This window comes from Pseudomonas sp. GM49 (assembly GCF_000282355.1).
Lineage (GTDB): Bacteria > Pseudomonadota > Gammaproteobacteria > Pseudomonadales > Pseudomonadaceae > Aquipseudomonas.
The window spans coordinates 1-14,654 of the sequence record NZ_AKJL01000336.1; the positions used below are offsets into that span (position 1 = coordinate 1).

13 protein-coding genes are annotated in these 14,654 nt (G+C 59.8%); 3 read left to right on the forward strand and 10 right to left on the reverse strand.

Translation table 11 applies throughout. The features are described 5' to 3' along the window. The 9 genes from PMI29_RS00735 to PMI29_RS00695 all read right to left on the reverse strand — a co-directional run. On the reverse strand, nucleotides 1–282 hold a 282-nt coding region (locus PMI29_RS00735), incomplete at its 3' end, for a Gfo/Idh/MocA family oxidoreductase (protein WP_008004502.1). A gap of 149 nt (nucleotides 283–431) precedes the next feature. Then, complete coding sequence (locus tag PMI29_RS00730) at nucleotides 432–1,292, reverse strand: sugar phosphate isomerase/epimerase family protein (protein WP_008004504.1); 861 nt, start codon at nucleotides 1,290–1,292, stop codon at nucleotides 432–434. 72 nt (nucleotides 1,293–1,364) lie between these two features. Continuing rightward, nucleotides 1,365–2,390, reverse strand: coding sequence for a Gfo/Idh/MocA family protein (locus PMI29_RS00725; protein ID WP_007986618.1), 1,026 nt, complete (start codon nucleotides 2,388–2,390; stop codon nucleotides 1,365–1,367). Nucleotides 2,391–2,422: 32 nt separating this feature from the next. Continuing rightward, nucleotides 2,423–4,354: a 3D-(3,5/4)-trihydroxycyclohexane-1,2-dione acylhydrolase (decyclizing) gene (gene iolD, locus PMI29_RS00720; RefSeq protein WP_008004506.1), complete on the reverse strand. Its 1,932-nt coding sequence runs from the start codon at nucleotides 4,352–4,354 to the stop codon at nucleotides 2,423–2,425. Nucleotides 4,355–4,525: 171 nt separating this feature from the next. Next, complete coding sequence (locus tag PMI29_RS00715) at nucleotides 4,526–5,347, reverse strand: TIM barrel protein (RefSeq protein WP_008004509.1); 822 nt, start codon at nucleotides 5,345–5,347, stop codon at nucleotides 4,526–4,528. Between the two features lie 25 nt (nucleotides 5,348–5,372). Next, on the reverse strand, nucleotides 5,373–6,875 hold the full coding sequence (locus PMI29_RS00710; RefSeq protein ID WP_008004511.1) for a CoA-acylating methylmalonate-semialdehyde dehydrogenase: 1,503 nt from the start codon (nucleotides 6,873–6,875) through the stop codon (nucleotides 5,373–5,375). 44 nt (nucleotides 6,876–6,919) lie between these two features. Then, complete coding sequence (iolB, locus tag PMI29_RS00705) at nucleotides 6,920–7,729, reverse strand: 5-deoxy-glucuronate isomerase (RefSeq protein ID WP_008004513.1); 810 nt, start codon at nucleotides 7,727–7,729, stop codon at nucleotides 6,920–6,922. Beyond that, on the reverse strand, nucleotides 7,726–8,619 hold the full coding sequence (gene iolE / locus PMI29_RS00700) for a myo-inosose-2 dehydratase (protein ID WP_008004515.1): 894 nt from the start codon (nucleotides 8,617–8,619) through the stop codon (nucleotides 7,726–7,728). The genes iolB and iolE overlap by 4 nt, the downstream gene beginning before the upstream one ends. Before the next feature lie 167 nt (nucleotides 8,620–8,786). Next, a complete protein-coding gene (locus PMI29_RS00695) occupies nucleotides 8,787–10,724 on the reverse strand; it encodes a bifunctional 5-dehydro-2-deoxygluconokinase/5-dehydro-2-deoxyphosphogluconate aldolase (protein WP_008004517.1) in 1,938 nt (645 codons plus the stop codon). A gap of 311 nt (nucleotides 10,725–11,035) precedes the next feature. On the opposite strand from PMI29_RS00695, the gene PMI29_RS00690 reads away from it, so the two are divergent. Next, nucleotides 11,036–11,956, forward strand: coding sequence for a MurR/RpiR family transcriptional regulator (locus tag PMI29_RS00690; protein ID WP_008004519.1), 921 nt, complete (start codon nucleotides 11,036–11,038; stop codon nucleotides 11,954–11,956). 159 nt (nucleotides 11,957–12,115) lie between these two features. After that, nucleotides 12,116–13,231, forward strand: coding sequence for a Gfo/Idh/MocA family protein (locus PMI29_RS00685; RefSeq protein ID WP_008004521.1), 1,116 nt, complete (start codon nucleotides 12,116–12,118; stop codon nucleotides 13,229–13,231). Nucleotides 13,232–13,274: 43 nt separating this feature from the next. Here PMI29_RS00685 and PMI29_RS00680 read toward each other — a convergent pair whose 3' ends face one another. After that, nucleotides 13,275–13,727 (reverse strand): Lrp/AsnC family transcriptional regulator, encoded by a 453-nt coding sequence (locus tag PMI29_RS00680; RefSeq protein ID WP_008004522.1) that lies wholly within the window; start codon nucleotides 13,725–13,727, stop codon nucleotides 13,275–13,277. 147 nt (nucleotides 13,728–13,874) lie between these two features. Here PMI29_RS00680 and PMI29_RS00675 point away from each other — a divergent pair, with 147 nt between their 5' ends. Continuing rightward, nucleotides 13,875–14,492: a LysE family translocator gene (locus PMI29_RS00675; protein ID WP_007986596.1), complete on the forward strand. Its 618-nt coding sequence runs from the start codon at nucleotides 13,875–13,877 to the stop codon at nucleotides 14,490–14,492. The last annotated feature ends 162 nt before the right edge of the window (nucleotides 14,493–14,654 follow it).

The window sequence follows — 14,654 nt, forward strand, 5'->3', positions numbered from 1 at the left end:
CGGCTTGTCGCTGACCACCGCCACATTGTGTTCGATGGCGTCGAGCACCAGCGCCGGGCGGCCTTTGAGCGGTGTGGACACTACCAGCACATCGACCCCGATCTCGACCAGTTGACCGATGCTGTCGAAGGCCGGCACGCCTGGGTGTTCTGCCGCCAGCAACTGGCGCCGCTCCGTTGAACGGGTAACCACACCAACGAAGGTCACACCCGGCAAACTGCTGATCAGAGGAGCATGGAAAAACCGGCCGCCATGGCCGTATCCGACAAGTCCGATGCGCATGAAAGTATTCTCCTTATAAAACGCGGCCTCTGTGGGAGCGAGCTTGCTCGCGATGACGGCAGCACATTCAACATCTATGTGACTGTCAGATCGCAATCGTCGGAACGCCGCCCGGAGCAAGCTCGCTCCCACAGGATTTTCGTAGGTATTCAGCGGCAGAGTTCGCTTTTGACGCGTTCGAGCATCATCCGGTTGGACTCGTCCGGCCGGTCCTCCCAGGCGAACACCGAGACGGTTGCAATGCCGTCGAACTTGATCTCGCGCAAGGTGCCGAAGAACGCGTCCCAATTGACCTCGCCCTGGCCGATGTCCAGATGCTGGTGCACGGTGGCGGTGACGCCCGGCGGGTTGACGATGTAGCGCAAGCCCGAAGACGCCTTGTGGTTGTAGGTGTCGGCGATGATCAGGTGCGTCAGTTTTGACCCGGCGTACTTGAGCATCGAGGCGATATCACCGACGCCATCGTCATAGAAGAAGGTGTGCGGCGCCGCGTAGAGGTAGTTGATCCAGTCGCGATCCAGTCCGCGAATGATGTCCACCGACTCGTTGTTGCGCTCGCAGAAATCGTAAGGGTGCGCCTGGATGTCGAGTTTGATGCCTTCGCGTTCGAACTCCGGCATCAGTTCATCCATGGAGCGCATGAACTGGTTCTCGCACACCAGCGGGTTGTCCGACTGGCCGGTGAACTCGGTGTTGACCAGCTGGCAGTCCATCTCCACGGCAATCTGGATCGCGCGCTTCCAGTTGCGGACGGCGGCCACGCGCAGGCCTTCGTCGGCGGCGGCCCAGTGGTACATCGGTAACAAGGACGAGAGTTTGACCCCGGCATCGCTCAGGGCTTTGCGAAACTCCTTGATCCGCGCCTTGTCGACCCGCGGGGCTTTGTAGAACGGCAGGAAATCCTCCCGGGGCGACAACTCGATGTGTTCGTAGCCGAGTTCGGCGACTTTGTCGACCATCTTGCCCAGGGACAGGGTGCGGTACATGTAGGGATCTAGTGCGATGCGCATTTTTATTCTCCTTCACCACTCCCCTTGTGGGAGCGAGCCTGCTCCGGGCGGCGCTCCCACAGGGGATCATCGTTAACCGTAGAAGTGTGGGCGCTCTGGCAGGCCGACTTTTACGATCTGCCCGCTGTTCTGCGCCTCGATGCACGCATCGGCCGCCACCGCCGCTGCGAAGCCATCCCATGCCGAAGGCCCGCCAACCTGCCCGGCGCGCACGCCGTCAATGAACGCCTGCAACTCGACGTCATACGCGGCGATGAACCGGTCCTTCCAGTCCATCAGAATCGCATTGGACAGCTTCGCGCCACTGCGCAACTGCACCTGGGACGGTTCCGGCAGTTTGGCGATACCGGTCTCCCCCACCACTTCGCACTGGATGTCGTAGCCGTACTGGCAGTTGACGAACACTTCCACATCGATGCGCGTGCCCTTTGCGGTTTCCAGCAACACGATCTGCGGGTCTTTCAAATGGGCGTGGGCCTTGCTGGTCTTGCGCGGGAACACCACCTGTACCGATACGTAGTCGTCATCGAGCAACCAGCGCAGCACATCCAGCTCATGGATCAGGGTGTCGGTGATCGCCATGTCGGTCTTGTAGTTCTCGCCCACGGTCGGGTTGCGGTGGGCGCAATGCAGCATCAACGGCTCGCCGATCTGGCCGCTGTCGATCACTGATTTCAGTGCCCGATAACCCTCGTCGTACGGACGCATGAAACCGACCTGTACCAGCCGCTTGCCGTGAGCCACTTCGGCTTCGACGATCTTGCGGCAGCCTTCGGCAGTGACCGCCAGCGGTTTCTCGCAGAACACCGGCTTACCGGCAGCAATCGCTGCCAGCACGAACTCTTCGTGGCTCGGCCCCCAGGAGGTAACGAGGATCGCCTCGACTTCCGGTGCATTGATCAGGGCATGACCGTCGGGATAGACCTCGGCAGTCAGTTTCAGATCGGAGACGACCTTGGCCGCTTGTTGCAGGTTGATGTCGGTGACCGCCACAACCTGGCTATTGAGCAAGGTCTGGCTGCAACGCCGGATATGGTCCTGGCCGATGGCCCCGGTGCCGATGACGCCAACCCGCAACGAATTAGAGAGCAAAGACATATAACAACTCCTGTTTATCAGTTTCAGGGCAATCAGTATTGACGGGCCTTGGCCAGTCGTTCGTTCAGGGTCTTGGCCACCGCATCGGTACGGGCACTGGTGGAAACCTGCGCCACACCGACCCGCCACCACGACAGGTATTTGTGAATCATTGTCTTGGGCAAAACCTTGATATCGATCAGCGTCGAAACCGTCTGCAAGCGTGCATCCGCCAGTGCAGCTTTCAGCTCTTCAACGGTGTTCACTTTGTAAGTCTTGCAGCCATAGGCCGCCGCGCTCATGGCGAAATCCACCGGCACAAAGCCGCCATCAAGCTTGCCGGTTTGCGGGTTGCGGAAACGGAACTCGGTGCCGAAGCTGTCCATGCCGTGTTCCATCTGCAGGTTGTTGATGCAGCCAAAGGTCATGTTGTCCAGGAGCACTACGTTGATATTGCGCCGCTCCTGAATCGAGGTCGCCAGCTCCGAGTGCAGCATCATGTAGGAGCCGTCGCCCACCAGCGCATAGACCTCACGATCCGGCTCGGCGAGTTTCACGCCCAGCGCAGCGTTGACCTCGTAACCCATGCAGGAATAGCCGTACTCGACGTGATAGGTGTTTACGCCCTTGCTGCGCCAGCTGCGCTGCAAGTCGCCTGGCAGGCTGCCAGCGGCGGCGACGATCACCGCGTCATCGGCCAGGGTTTCATTGAGCACCCCGAGCACGCGGCTCTGGGTCAGACAGGAGCCGGTCAGCTCCATGAATTCGCGCAGGACGGCCGGGTCCATGCGGTCGTTGATTTCCGGGACGAAATCCTTGGCCTGGTATTCCACCTGATAGAGGCGATCGACTTCCTCATCCAGTTGCGCTTTGGCCTGACGGGGTTGATCGCCCCAGCTCGAACGATAATCACCCAGCGCTTTGGCCAGCGCCGACAAACCGGTTCTGGCGTCCGCCAGCAATTGCACGCCGTCGAGTTTCAAGGCATCGCAGGGGCTGATATTGAGGTTGAGGAATTGCACCTCCGGGTGCTGAAACAAGGACTTCGACGCGGTGGTGAAGTCGCTGTAACGGGTGCCTATGCCGATGATCAGATCAGCATCCCTGGCCAAGAGGTTCGCCGCCAGGCAACCGGTTTCGCCGATACCGCCGACGTTCAGCGGATGGCTGGACACCACCGCACTCTTACCGGCCTGGGTTTCGGCGAACGGAATATCGAAGCGCTCGGCGAATGCCTGCAACGCGGAGTTGGCGCCAGAGTACTTGACCCCGCCGCCGCAAATGATCAGCGGTTTGCGCTTGTCTTTGAACAGCGCCAGCGCATCACCCAGCATCGCTTCGGTGGCCGGACGTCGTTCGATACGGTGCACGCGTTTTTGCAGGAAGTAATCGGGATAGTCGTACGCCTCGGCCTGCACGTCTTGCGGCAAGGCCAAGGTCACGGCGCCGGTTTCCGCAGGATCAGTGAGCACACGCATGGCGTGGATCGCCGCCGTCATCAACTGCTCGGGACGGTTGATGCGGTCCCAGTACTTGCTCACAGCCTTGAAGGCATCGTTGGTGCTGATGCTCAGGTCGTGGAACTGCTCGATCTGTTGCAGCACCGGGTCCGGTTGACGACAGGCGTAGACATCACCGGGCAACAACAGCAATGGAATGCGGTTGGCTGTCGCGGTGGCGGCAGCGGTCAGCATGTTCGCCGCGCCAGGTCCCACCGACGAAGTGCAGGCGTAGATCTTGCGTCGCAGATGCTGCTTGGCGAAACCGATAGCCGCATGAGCCATGCCTTGCTCATTGCGGCCCTGATGGACGATCAGGTCACCACTGTCCTGCTCCAGGGCCTGCCCCAGACCCAGCACGTTGCCGTGGCCGAAGATGGTAAAGATCCCGGCGACGAATTTACTCTGGACCCCATCGACCTCGATGTACTGGTTATCGAGGAATTTCACCAGGGCCTGGGCCATGGTCAGTCTTGTTGTGGTCATGCTTGCACCTTCCTTTGAAGCTAAATCCGGTATGTGCTGTGAACACTGATCATTGTGGGAGCGAGCTTGCTCGCGATGGCGGACTGGCAGCCTGCATCATTGTTGAATGTGCGGGCCCCATCGCGAGCAAGCTCGCTCCCACAGTTGATCTCCATCTGCCCGAAAGTGTTGTCAGGCCAGGGATTTCTGCAGGTGATCCATGCTCGCGCCGATCGCACGCTCGATATCCGCCAGCCCATGCACGCTGTCAGCAAAGGGTTCGAACGACAGATAGCCGCTGTAGCCGCTGCCGAGCAAGGTGTCGATCTGCGCCGCGTTGCCGAGAATGTCGCCATCGCCCACCAGCACCCGGTGACCATCGCGAATGGTCGCCAGTGGCGCTTCGGCATCTTCGACCCCGGAGATGTGCACCAGTCCGGTCAGCTCAGCAAAGAACTCTTGCTCACCGGCCAGGTGATGGTGAAAGGTGTCGTGGACCAACCGGAACACATCCAGACCGCCGATGGACTTGATCGCCTCCACCGCCGTGCGTTTACGGCGCAGCGAGCACTCTTCGAAACCCAGCGGCTCGATGAAACCGAGGATGCCGTGATCGCGCAGGATCGGCGCCAGTTCACTCAGTGCCGTACGCAGCCCGGAAGCACGCTGCGCCTCGGTTCGAGGATCAGCGCGGTCATTCAACGGGCACATGACCAAACCCTGCGCGCCGCAATCACGGGCATAAGCGGAGAGCTTCAGGGCTTGTGCTCGGCGCTCGTCACTCCAGACATCAAACGGATAGAGCGCGTTGATCGACAGCACGGTGATGCCTTTGGCCGCGCACAACTCACGCACGCGTTCGGGTGCGGTGCCGTCTTCGATCTCGACGCCTTTGAGGTCATTGCGGATCTCGATGGCGTCGGCCTTGAGGGTCACCGCCAACTCGATGAACGCGGGCAAGGACAAACGTGGGGCGACCATACGGTTCAGGGCGAAACGCAGGGGTTTGTTCATTATTGTTGTTCTCCGCACAAGTGAATTATTTGGCTGTCGGCATACTGAATTCAGGGCCCTTGGCGATACTGTCGGGCCAGCGCTGCATAACGCTTTTGTAGCGGCTGTAGAAGCGGATACCTTCTTCGCCGTAGGCATGGTGGTCGCCGAACAGCGAGCGTTTCCAGCCACCGAACGAATGCCAGGCCATCGGCACCGGAATTGGCACGTTGATGCCGACCATGCCGACCTTGATGGTGCGGGCGAAGGCTCGGGCGATCCCGCCGTCGCTGGTGAAACACGACACACCGTTGCCGAACTCATGGGAGTTGATCAAAGCAACGGCGCTGGCGAAGTCAGGGACACGGACGATGCCCAGCACCGGGCCGAAGATTTCCTGCTGGTAAATGCTCATCTCGGTCGTGACCTTGTCGAACAGCGTCGCGCCAACGAAGAAGCCATTCTCGGCGCCCGGCACCTTGAAATTACGACCATCGACAATCAGCTGCGCACCTTGAGCCACACCCTGGTCAATGAAGCCTTCGACCTTGGCCTTGTGCTCGGCCGTCACCAACGGCCCCATGTCGGTGTCGCCCTGCAGGCCGTTACCGACCTTGAGCTGATCAATGCGCGGCAGCAGTTTGGCAATCAACTGGTCGCCGACATCGCCGACCGCCACGGCAATCGAGATCGCCATGCAGCGCTCACCGGCCGAGCCGTACGCCGCGCCAATCAAGGCATCAGCGGCTTGATCCAGATCTGCATCGGGCATGACGATCATGTGGTTCTTTGCCCCGCCCAGGGCCTGCACCCGCTTGCCGCGCGAGGTGGCCTGCTGGTGGATGTACTCGGCAATCGGCGTCGAACCGACAAAGGAAATCGCTTCGATGTCCGGGTGTTGCAGCAGCGCATCGACCGCAGCCTTGTCGCCCTGTACGACGTTGAATACACCGTCCGGCAAACCGGCTTCAGTCAGCAACCGAGCCATCAGCAAACTGGCGGACGGATCGCGCTCGGACGGCTTGAGGATGAAGCAGTTACCGGTAACCAGCGCCAGCGGGATCATCCACAGCGGCACCATCACCGGGAAGTTGAACGGTGTAACCCCGGCACAAACACCCAGCGGCTGGCGCAGGTTCCAGTTGTCGATGCCGCCGCCGATGTTGTCGCTGAATTCGGTTTTCAACAGGTTCGGCGCACCGCAGGCGTATTCGACGATTTCGATGCCACGGGTGACTTCGCCCTTGGCGTCAGAAAACACCTTGCCGTGTTCGCGGCTGATGATTTCTGCCAGTTCATCGTGATGGCGGTCGAGCAATTCCTTGAACTTGAACATCACCCGCGAACGGCGCAGGGACGATTGCTCGGACCAGGCTGGAAAGGCTCTCAGGGCCGATGCTACAGCCTCGTCCACAGTCTTCTCGTTGGCCAGCCCGACCCGTGCCTGCACGCTGCCGGTGGCTGGGTTAAAGACATTGCTGAACCGCTCACTGCCGGTGTCTTGCACCTGACCGTCAATGTAATGGCCTACAACCTGGGCGTCGCTCATCGTTATTGTTCTCCGTGCAGATAGTGGAATTCGGACGTTGGAATTCAGAGATCCAGCAGCCAGCTGTGCTGCGGATCGTTATGGAACTGCCAGACGCGTTTCGGGCCGGCCATCACGTTCAGGTAATACGACTCGTAGCCGTACGGCACACTGACCGGGTGATAACCCTTGGGCACGACCACCAGGTCGCTGTTTTCCACGGCCATGGCCTGATCGATGCTGCGATCGTCGGTGTACACCCGCTGGAACACGAAGCCCTGGGGCGGGTTGATCTGGTGGTAATAGGTTTCTTCGAGAAAGCTCTGGTGCGGCAGGTCGTCGGTGTCGTGCTTGTGCGGCGGGTAACTCGACGAATGCCCGGACGGCGTACGCACTTCGACCACCAGCAGTGAATGGGCTGGCTCGGTATCCGGCAGGATGTCGCAGACGTAACGGGTGTTGGCGCCCTTGCCGCGCACACTGCGCTTCATCGTGTCGGGTTTGATCAGGCGTGGGCCGAGGCCGTTGCTCGTCGAACCGGGCGCGGCGCATACGGTAATTTGCACATCGCTGAGCGCGACCACTTGCGCCTGACTGCCCGACGGCAAGTACGCGGCGAACGGAGACTTGTCTTCGAACACCGACTGCCGATCGCCAATGTTGTCCCAGTCGAACGCGCCCTGCCCCGGCGCTTCTCCCTTGATGCTGACCCGGCCGCTGAGCAGCACCAGGCACAGTTCTTTATCACCCGCCGAGACAGGCAAGGTTTCGCCCAGGCTCAAGCGGTAGGCGGCGAAGCCGACGTATTCCAGCTCACCTTTGCCCAGCTCGACCATGGTCCGGCCGCGGGCGTTGCTTTTGACCAGCAGGCTCATGACGCGGCCCTCTCGTCGAGCAACGCACGCAAGGTGTCGTAGCCCTTTTTCGCGTAGACATAACTCGGCGCCACCGCCGGATCCTGCTCGGCTTCGACCACCAGCCAGCCGTGGTAATCGGCGGACAGCAGCACGTCGAGCAATGAGCCGAAGTCGATATCACCATCGCCGGGCACGGTGAAGGTGCCATTGATGATGCAGTCCGGGAAGCTCCACAGATTGTTGCGTGCCAGCTGCACCACCGGTTTGCGCACGTCCTTGAAATGCACGTGGCAGATGCGTTCGATGTGCTTGCGCAGCACCTGCAAGGGTTCGCCGCCGCCCATGTAGCAATGGCCCGAATCGAACAGCAGGCCGACTTCGCTGCCGGTCAACGCCATCAGTTTGTCGATGTCCGCCGGGGATTCGATGTAAGCGCCCATGTGGTGGTGATAGGCCAGACGCACGCCTCGGGACAGGGTGAAACGCGCCAGCTCGGTGAGCTTGTCGGCGTATTCCTGCCAGGCCTGTTCGGTGTGGAAGCGCGGGCGCTCCACCAGTGGAATGCATTGCCCCTGGATCGAGTCAGCAACTTCTCCGTAAACCAGCACCTTGGCACCGTTTTTGGCCAGCAGCTCGACATGACTGCCGATGGCGTCGATTTCCTCGGCCACCGAGCGGCGGGCCAGGCGACTGGAGTACCAACCGGACACCAACGCAAGGTCATAAGGCCGCAGCACGTCGCCGACGCCTTTGGCATCCTTGGGAAATTTACCGTTGAGTTCGAAACCTTCGTAACCGATTTCCTTGCCTTCGCCGAGGGCGGTGCTCAATGGCGTCTCGCCACCGAGGGACGGCAGGTCGTCGTTGCTCCAGGAGATCGGGTTGATGCCAATTCGGATAGCGGGCATGGCTGCACCTTTTATTGTTTTACACAAATCAGTAAGAACGACACGGAACCCTGTGGGAGCGGGCTTGCTCGCGAAACCGACTTAGCAGTCACATAAATGTTGAATGTGCCGCCGTCATCGCGGGCAAGCCCGCTCCCACAGGTTCAGTGTTCACAAAAAGAAAGTGTTCAACTCCGGGCCGTACGCCAGGCATCGATCAGCTCAACGAACGTGTCCTGCACTTGGCGGATCAGCGCCTCATCGTCGATTTCCCCAGCCAACCACGCACGGCTCGGCTCCTGGAAAATCGTCCGGCCCACGGCAAACCCCCGGCAGGTCTGGCTCTTGCTGGCCTGTTGAAAGCCTTCGGCCAATGCTGATGCCGGAGCATTCAAGCCCAGCAGCACCACGCCTCGGCAGTACGGATCGCGCTCCTGAATCAGTTCGTCGAGTTGCTGCCACTCCTCGGCGCTTTGCGCCTCGATCTTCCACCACGCCGGGTAGATGCCCAGGTTGTAGAGGCGTTTGAGGGCGCGATACAGCACGTCCGGATGGGCCGAGGGGTGATCCTTGGGCGGGATGATTTCCAGCAGCAGTTCATGACCGCTGACCTGGGATGCCTGATACAAACCCTTGATCTGTGCTTCCTGCTCCAGGCGCAGCAACGGTTCGTCATCGGGATGAAATTGCACCAGGCACTTGATGATCTGTTCCTGTGGCCAGGCAACCAAATTGCTGCCGATAGAGCGACCGTGCTCGAAGGCCAATGGCCGTGAACCCTGCACTTCCACCGGCCGCGCCACCCACCAGCCGCGACCGGTGGCGGCGTTCAGTGAGTCCTGGCCGAAACGTTGATCGGCCAGCAGCCCGACATCGGCATCGATACCTTGCTTTTGCAAATCGGCGTCGACCCGCTCCACGGCCTGAATAAAAAGTTGCTTGAGTTCGCTGATGGCGTTGAGGTCACGGCCGCCCTTGTGGGCCAGTTCCACCAGTTGCCCGCGATGGTCGAAGGCAAAGATGAACAGTTGCTTCCACTGTTTGCGCGGCACGCTGACCTGATGCAGGCGCTGCAACACCGCATCCTGGTCCGGACGGGTAATCGGCACCGGGCTGTTGAACAGGTAATCGAGTTCGGCGCGGGTCGGCATCGCCGGGGCGCAGGCATGGCGCGAGACCACCAGACCACCACAGGCATTGGCCAACTGGCAGCAGCGCTCATCGCTGGCATCCTCCAGCCAACCGCTAAGGAAGCCCGACATGAAGGCATCGCCGGCCCCCAGCACGTTGAGCACCTCCACACGCACACCGGGATAAATCGAGCCGTCTTCGAGACGGGCCGGGATCTCTCCATGAATCACTGTGCAGCCTTGCGGGCCGAGCTTGACCACCAGGGTCGCCGCGCTCACTCGCCGGACATTGCGCAGCGCGGTGAGCAAATCCTCGGCGCCACCGGCCATCAGGAACTCTTCTTCAGTGCCGACGATCAGGTCGAAACGCGGAAGGATTTTCTGCACGTGCTGGCTGACGTTCTGGTCGGCGACGAAACGGGTTTCACCGTCCGCCTTGCCGGCCAGCCCCCAGAGCACCGGGCGGTAGTCGATGTCCAGCACCCGTTTGACGTTGTGCTTCTGTGCATAGTCCAGGGCCTGGATGCTCGCCTTGTACACGCCATCGGTGGAGAAATGGGTACCGGTGATCAGCAAGGCTTTACTGGAAGCGATGAAGGCTTCGCTGATGTCTTCGGCCCGCAGCGCCATGTCGGCGCAGTTTTCGCGGTAGAAAACCAAGGGAAAAGTTTCGCGGTCCTTGAGCCCCAGCAGCACCATGGCCGTCAGGCGCTCCGGATCGACCTTGATGCCACTGATATCGCAGCCTTCACGGGCCAAGGATTCAACGAGGAAGCGCCCCATATGGTCGTCCCCTACCCGGCTCAGCATCGCCGACTTGAGCCCCAACCGCGCGGTGCCGAAGGCGATGTTGGCGGACGAGCCGCCGAGGTACTTGGCAAAGCTGCTTACATCCTCCAGCCGCGCCCCGACTTGCTGCGCATAGAGGTCGACGCCTAGGCGCCCCAGGCAAATCAGATCCAATTGACGCCCACTGGCAAAACGAGTCTGGCCCATGCTGGCTCCTGTTATTTTTATCAGCCTGCGTTCGGGGCGATGACCGCGCCGAACACTCTTGGTGGAGGCAGACTAAAACGACCGGGACCGAACAATCAATAATTATTCCAATTATTTTTTACATGGAATTATTTTTCCAATAAGCTTTGGCACAGGCGTTCCAGAAGCAGTGCATCGTTTCAGCACGCTTCACACTGCTGCAAGCTCAAGATTTTATTCGGGCCTACCCTGTAGACTGCGCACAGCCAACCTATTGTCGGGGGACGAGGTGAAAAATCGTCCCTATAAGAACAAGCCAGAAGGATTTCCTAATGTCCCGCACCGATCAGCCGGCTACGACCGAGAGCACGCCCGAGAGCGACCTTGTCACCCCTCCGATCAATGCCGAGCGCCTGCTGCAGCTGATCACCAACGAATACGAAAGCTTGCCGCGCCAGCTCAAACGCATCGCCAGCTACATGAGCCAGCAAAGCGACCGGATCATGGTCGACCGCATCAGCGACATCGCTCGCGAGTGCGAAGTGCATCCGTCGGCCATCGTGCGGTTTTCCCAGCGTTTCGGCTTCAGCGGCTTCAGCGAAATGCAGGCCCTGTTCCGCGAGGCCTACACCCACAAAACCACGCCGGTGCAGAACTACCAGCAGCGCATTCGCAACATGATCACCAACAAGTCGCAGAAGGCCAGCGGCGGCGACCTGGCACGCGAATGCATCAATGCCACCCTGTCGGGCATTGAACGACTGGGGCTGGAACTTGATGACCAGGCCTTCGACAAGGCCGTGGACCTGGTGGTGAATGCCGACAATATCTACGTGGTCGGCGTGCGCCGTTCGTTCGCGGTGGCCGATTACCTGGTCTACAACCTGCAACACACCAACAAGCGCATCCACCTGGTCTCAGGGCTCGGCGGCAGCTACCGCGAGCAGATGCGCAGTGTGCGCGCCAATGACCTGGTGATCGCCATCAGCTTCACGCCGTACGGCAAGGAAACCCAGCACTGCCTGCGCATCGCCCAGCATCATCAGGCGAAAACCCTGATCATCACCGATAGCAATCTCTCGCCCCTGGCCAAGCGCGCCAACACCGTGCTGCTGGTCAACGAAGGCAGCTCGTTTGCGTTCCGTTCATTGAGTGCGACTCTGTGCCTGTGCCAGGCGCTGTTCATCGCCGTGGCTTATCGACTGGAATTGAAAGTCGATGAGATTCACGAGCAGGTCGGGTTCGAAGACTGACCCAGACACTGGCCTTACGGCGCCGCGCGCAGCGAAGTACTCCCACGTTTGCACACGAGCGTTCAGCGGCCGCATGCAAATATTTATTCCATAATTGCTGAAAGGGAATTTTTATTCTATAAACAGGCTTCCTGAAAACAATAACCAAAGGATCCTGTCATGCGCGAACTCGGAATCGGACTTATCGGCACGGGTTTCATGGGGCGTGCCCATGCCCTGGCCTTTCGCAACGTCAGCGCAGCATTCGAACTGCCCTTCACGCTTCGCCTCGCCGCCCTGGCCGACGCCGATTCCGTCCGTGCCCAGGCATGTGCCACCGCCTGGGGCTTTGAGCAGGCCTATGGCAACTGGCAGCAATTGATCGACGACCCCAAGGTCAACCTGATCGCCATCACCACACCCAACCACCTGCACTACCCGATGGCCATGGCCGCTATTGCCGCTGGCAAGCCGGTGTACTGCGAAAAACCGCTGGCGGTGAGCCTTGAACAGGCCAATGCCATGCACCTGGCGGCCAAGGATGCCGGCGTGGTCACCCGTGTCGGCTACAACTACCAGCACAACCCGATCATCGGTCTGGCGCGGGAGTTGATTCAGAGCGGCAGACTCGGTGAGATCATCAGCTTTCAAGGCGAATTCAGCGAAGACTTCATGGCCGATCCAGCGTCCCCCTGGTCATGGCGCTGTGAGACCGAACATGCCGGTGGCGCGCTGGCGGACCTGGGCAGCCACTTGCTGGGCATGGCGCGCTATCTGCTCGGCAATGTCGAGGCGGTATGCGCCGATTCCCAGACCGTGCACCGCCAGCGCCCGGCCACAACCGGTAGTCAGGAACAACGCACAATTGCCGTCGACGATCAGGTCCATGCGTTGCTGCGCTTCGCCAGCGGTGCGCGTGGCACCTTCAGCAGCAGTTGGCTCAAACATGGCTACAAGAATCATCTGAGTTTCGAGATCAGTGGTACCCAAGGGACCCTGTCATTCGATCAGGAGCGTTTGAATGAGTTACGCCTGTGCCGTGTCGGCCAGGACGGTTTCCAGCGTTTACTGGCCGGGCCGAACCTGCCCGGATATGCAGCGTTCAGTCCGGCGCCGGGGCATCAGCTGGGCTACAACGAGTTGAAGACGCTGGAAGTGCATGAGTTGATCATGGCCTTGGCCGGCCACGGACAAGCCGGCACTGATTTCGAGCGAGCCCTGGAAGTGGAGCGACTGGCGACGGCGATTCGATTGGCGGCGCGGGAACAGCGCTGGGTCAATATCAGCGAGATCTGATCGCGGATAAGGCGACCAGCCAATCCTGACGCTCTGGCCCCGATCACAAAGGAAGGGGTCTGTCCTGAACGACCCGTTTCATTACAAGCGTTGAGGTCAGACGTTGCACGTTGGGCAGCGTCGAAAGGCTCTCATCGTAGAGCCTTTGAAACGCAGGCAAATCCTGAGTAATAACGTGCAACAGGTAGTCGGGCTCGCCAAATAATCGTTGAGCGTCGACCACTTGCGGGATATCGACAAGTGCTCTCTCGAAAGCCTCGACCGCTTGCCTGTCACCTTCACGCAATGTGGCAAACACCATGGCGGAAAAGTTAAGGCCCAATGCACCTGGATCAAGTTGTGCCCGATAGCCGAGCAACACACCCGACTCTTCCAGTGCCCGTACCCGTCGATGGCAAGGGGAAAGGCTCAGCCCTACACGCTCGGCGAGTTCGGTAACCGAAAGGCGACCGTCCTTTTGCAACTCAGAAAGAATTTTGCGATCAATCCTGTCCAATTAGAAGAATCTCCCCGATTGCAGCAATCTGCTGATTATCTTTGGAAGTAAATTCTAACAAGAATTCATTATTCTTCCTCGCACCAATAATTACCGGAGCGGGACGATGCAGCACGCGGAGAGTCAGCGGCAGAGGTGGGTAGCACCATGACCTTGAGCGTTTTTGTTGCCTTTTGGGCAGTGTCGATTCTATTCGTCATTACGCCGGGCGCAGATTGGGCCTATGCGATTTCGGCGGGATTGAAAGGCCGAGTGGTCATACCCGCCGTGGGCGGGCTCTTGTCCGGCCATTTGATCGCAACCATGATCGTTGCCGGTGGTGTTGGCACGCTGGTTGCCAACCACCCCACTACCTTGACCGTACTGACCGTTGCCGGGGCGGCCTATCTGCTTTGGTTAGGTCTAAATATGCTTGCCCACCCCGCTACGCCACACTCTGATGATGTCCAGACGTCGGGTTCCTGGAAGCGCTGGGCGATCAAGGGTCTTTGCGTGAGCGGGCTGAATCCGAAGGTGTTCCTGCTGTTCCTGGCGCTTTTGCCGCAGTTCACCGATACCACCGCAGCCTGGCCTGTGCCGATGCAGATGATTGCACTGGGGCTCATCCACACTGTCAGTTGCGGTGTGATCTATCTGCTGGTCGGATTTGGCTCACAGGTGGTACTGCAAGCACGTCCCGTTGCGGCTCGTTTCGTAAGCCGTTTCTCCGGCGCGGCCATGATCATCATTGCGGTCGTTCTGCTCACCGGGCAGGTGCTGGATTGATCCATTTTCAAAATGAGGCAACGCCATGACCGATCAGCCTTCACCGTTCGGCGGTGCCTCTGACGTCTCCCAGGCACCGCGTATCAATACGCAGATCTTCGATCGGTGCTTCACACGGCAGCAAGGGACTTTGCGCTCGAGGTGAATGCAGGAACATTTCCG

What these genes read in the sequence shown, in the direction of transcription:
- PMI29_RS00730 (WP_008004504.1), bottom strand. Translation starts at nt 1,292, where the DNA reads ATGCGCATCGCACTAGATCCCTACATGTACCGCACCCTGTCCCTGGGC.
- PMI29_RS00725 (WP_007986618.1), bottom strand. Translation starts at nt 2,390, where the DNA reads ATGTCTTTGCTCTCTAATTCGTTGCGGGTTGGCGTCATCGGCACCGGG.
- iolD (WP_008004506.1), bottom strand. Translation starts at nt 4,354, where the DNA reads ATGACCACAACAAGACTGACCATGGCCCAGGCCCTGGTGAAATTCCTC.
- PMI29_RS00715 (WP_008004509.1), bottom strand. Translation starts at nt 5,347, where the DNA reads ATGAACAAACCCCTGCGTTTCGCCCTGAACCGTATGGTCGCCCCACGT.
- PMI29_RS00710 (WP_008004511.1), bottom strand. Translation starts at nt 6,875, where the DNA reads ATGAGCGACGCCCAGGTTGTAGGCCATTACATTGACGGTCAGGTGCAA.
- iolB (WP_008004513.1), bottom strand. Translation starts at nt 7,729, where the DNA reads ATGAGCCTGCTGGTCAAAAGCAACGCCCGCGGCCGGACCATGGTCGAG.
- iolE (WP_008004515.1), bottom strand. Translation starts at nt 8,619, where the DNA reads ATGCCCGCTATCCGAATTGGCATCAACCCGATCTCCTGGAGCAACGAC.
- PMI29_RS00695 (WP_008004517.1), bottom strand. Translation starts at nt 10,724, where the DNA reads ATGGGCCAGACTCGTTTTGCCAGTGGGCGTCAATTGGATCTGATTTGC.
- PMI29_RS00690 (WP_008004519.1), top strand. Translation starts at nt 11,036, where the DNA reads ATGTCCCGCACCGATCAGCCGGCTACGACCGAGAGCACGCCCGAGAGC.
- PMI29_RS00685 (WP_008004521.1), top strand. Translation starts at nt 12,116, where the DNA reads ATGCGCGAACTCGGAATCGGACTTATCGGCACGGGTTTCATGGGGCGT.
- PMI29_RS00675 (WP_007986596.1), top strand. Translation starts at nt 13,875, where the DNA reads ATGACCTTGAGCGTTTTTGTTGCCTTTTGGGCAGTGTCGATTCTATTC.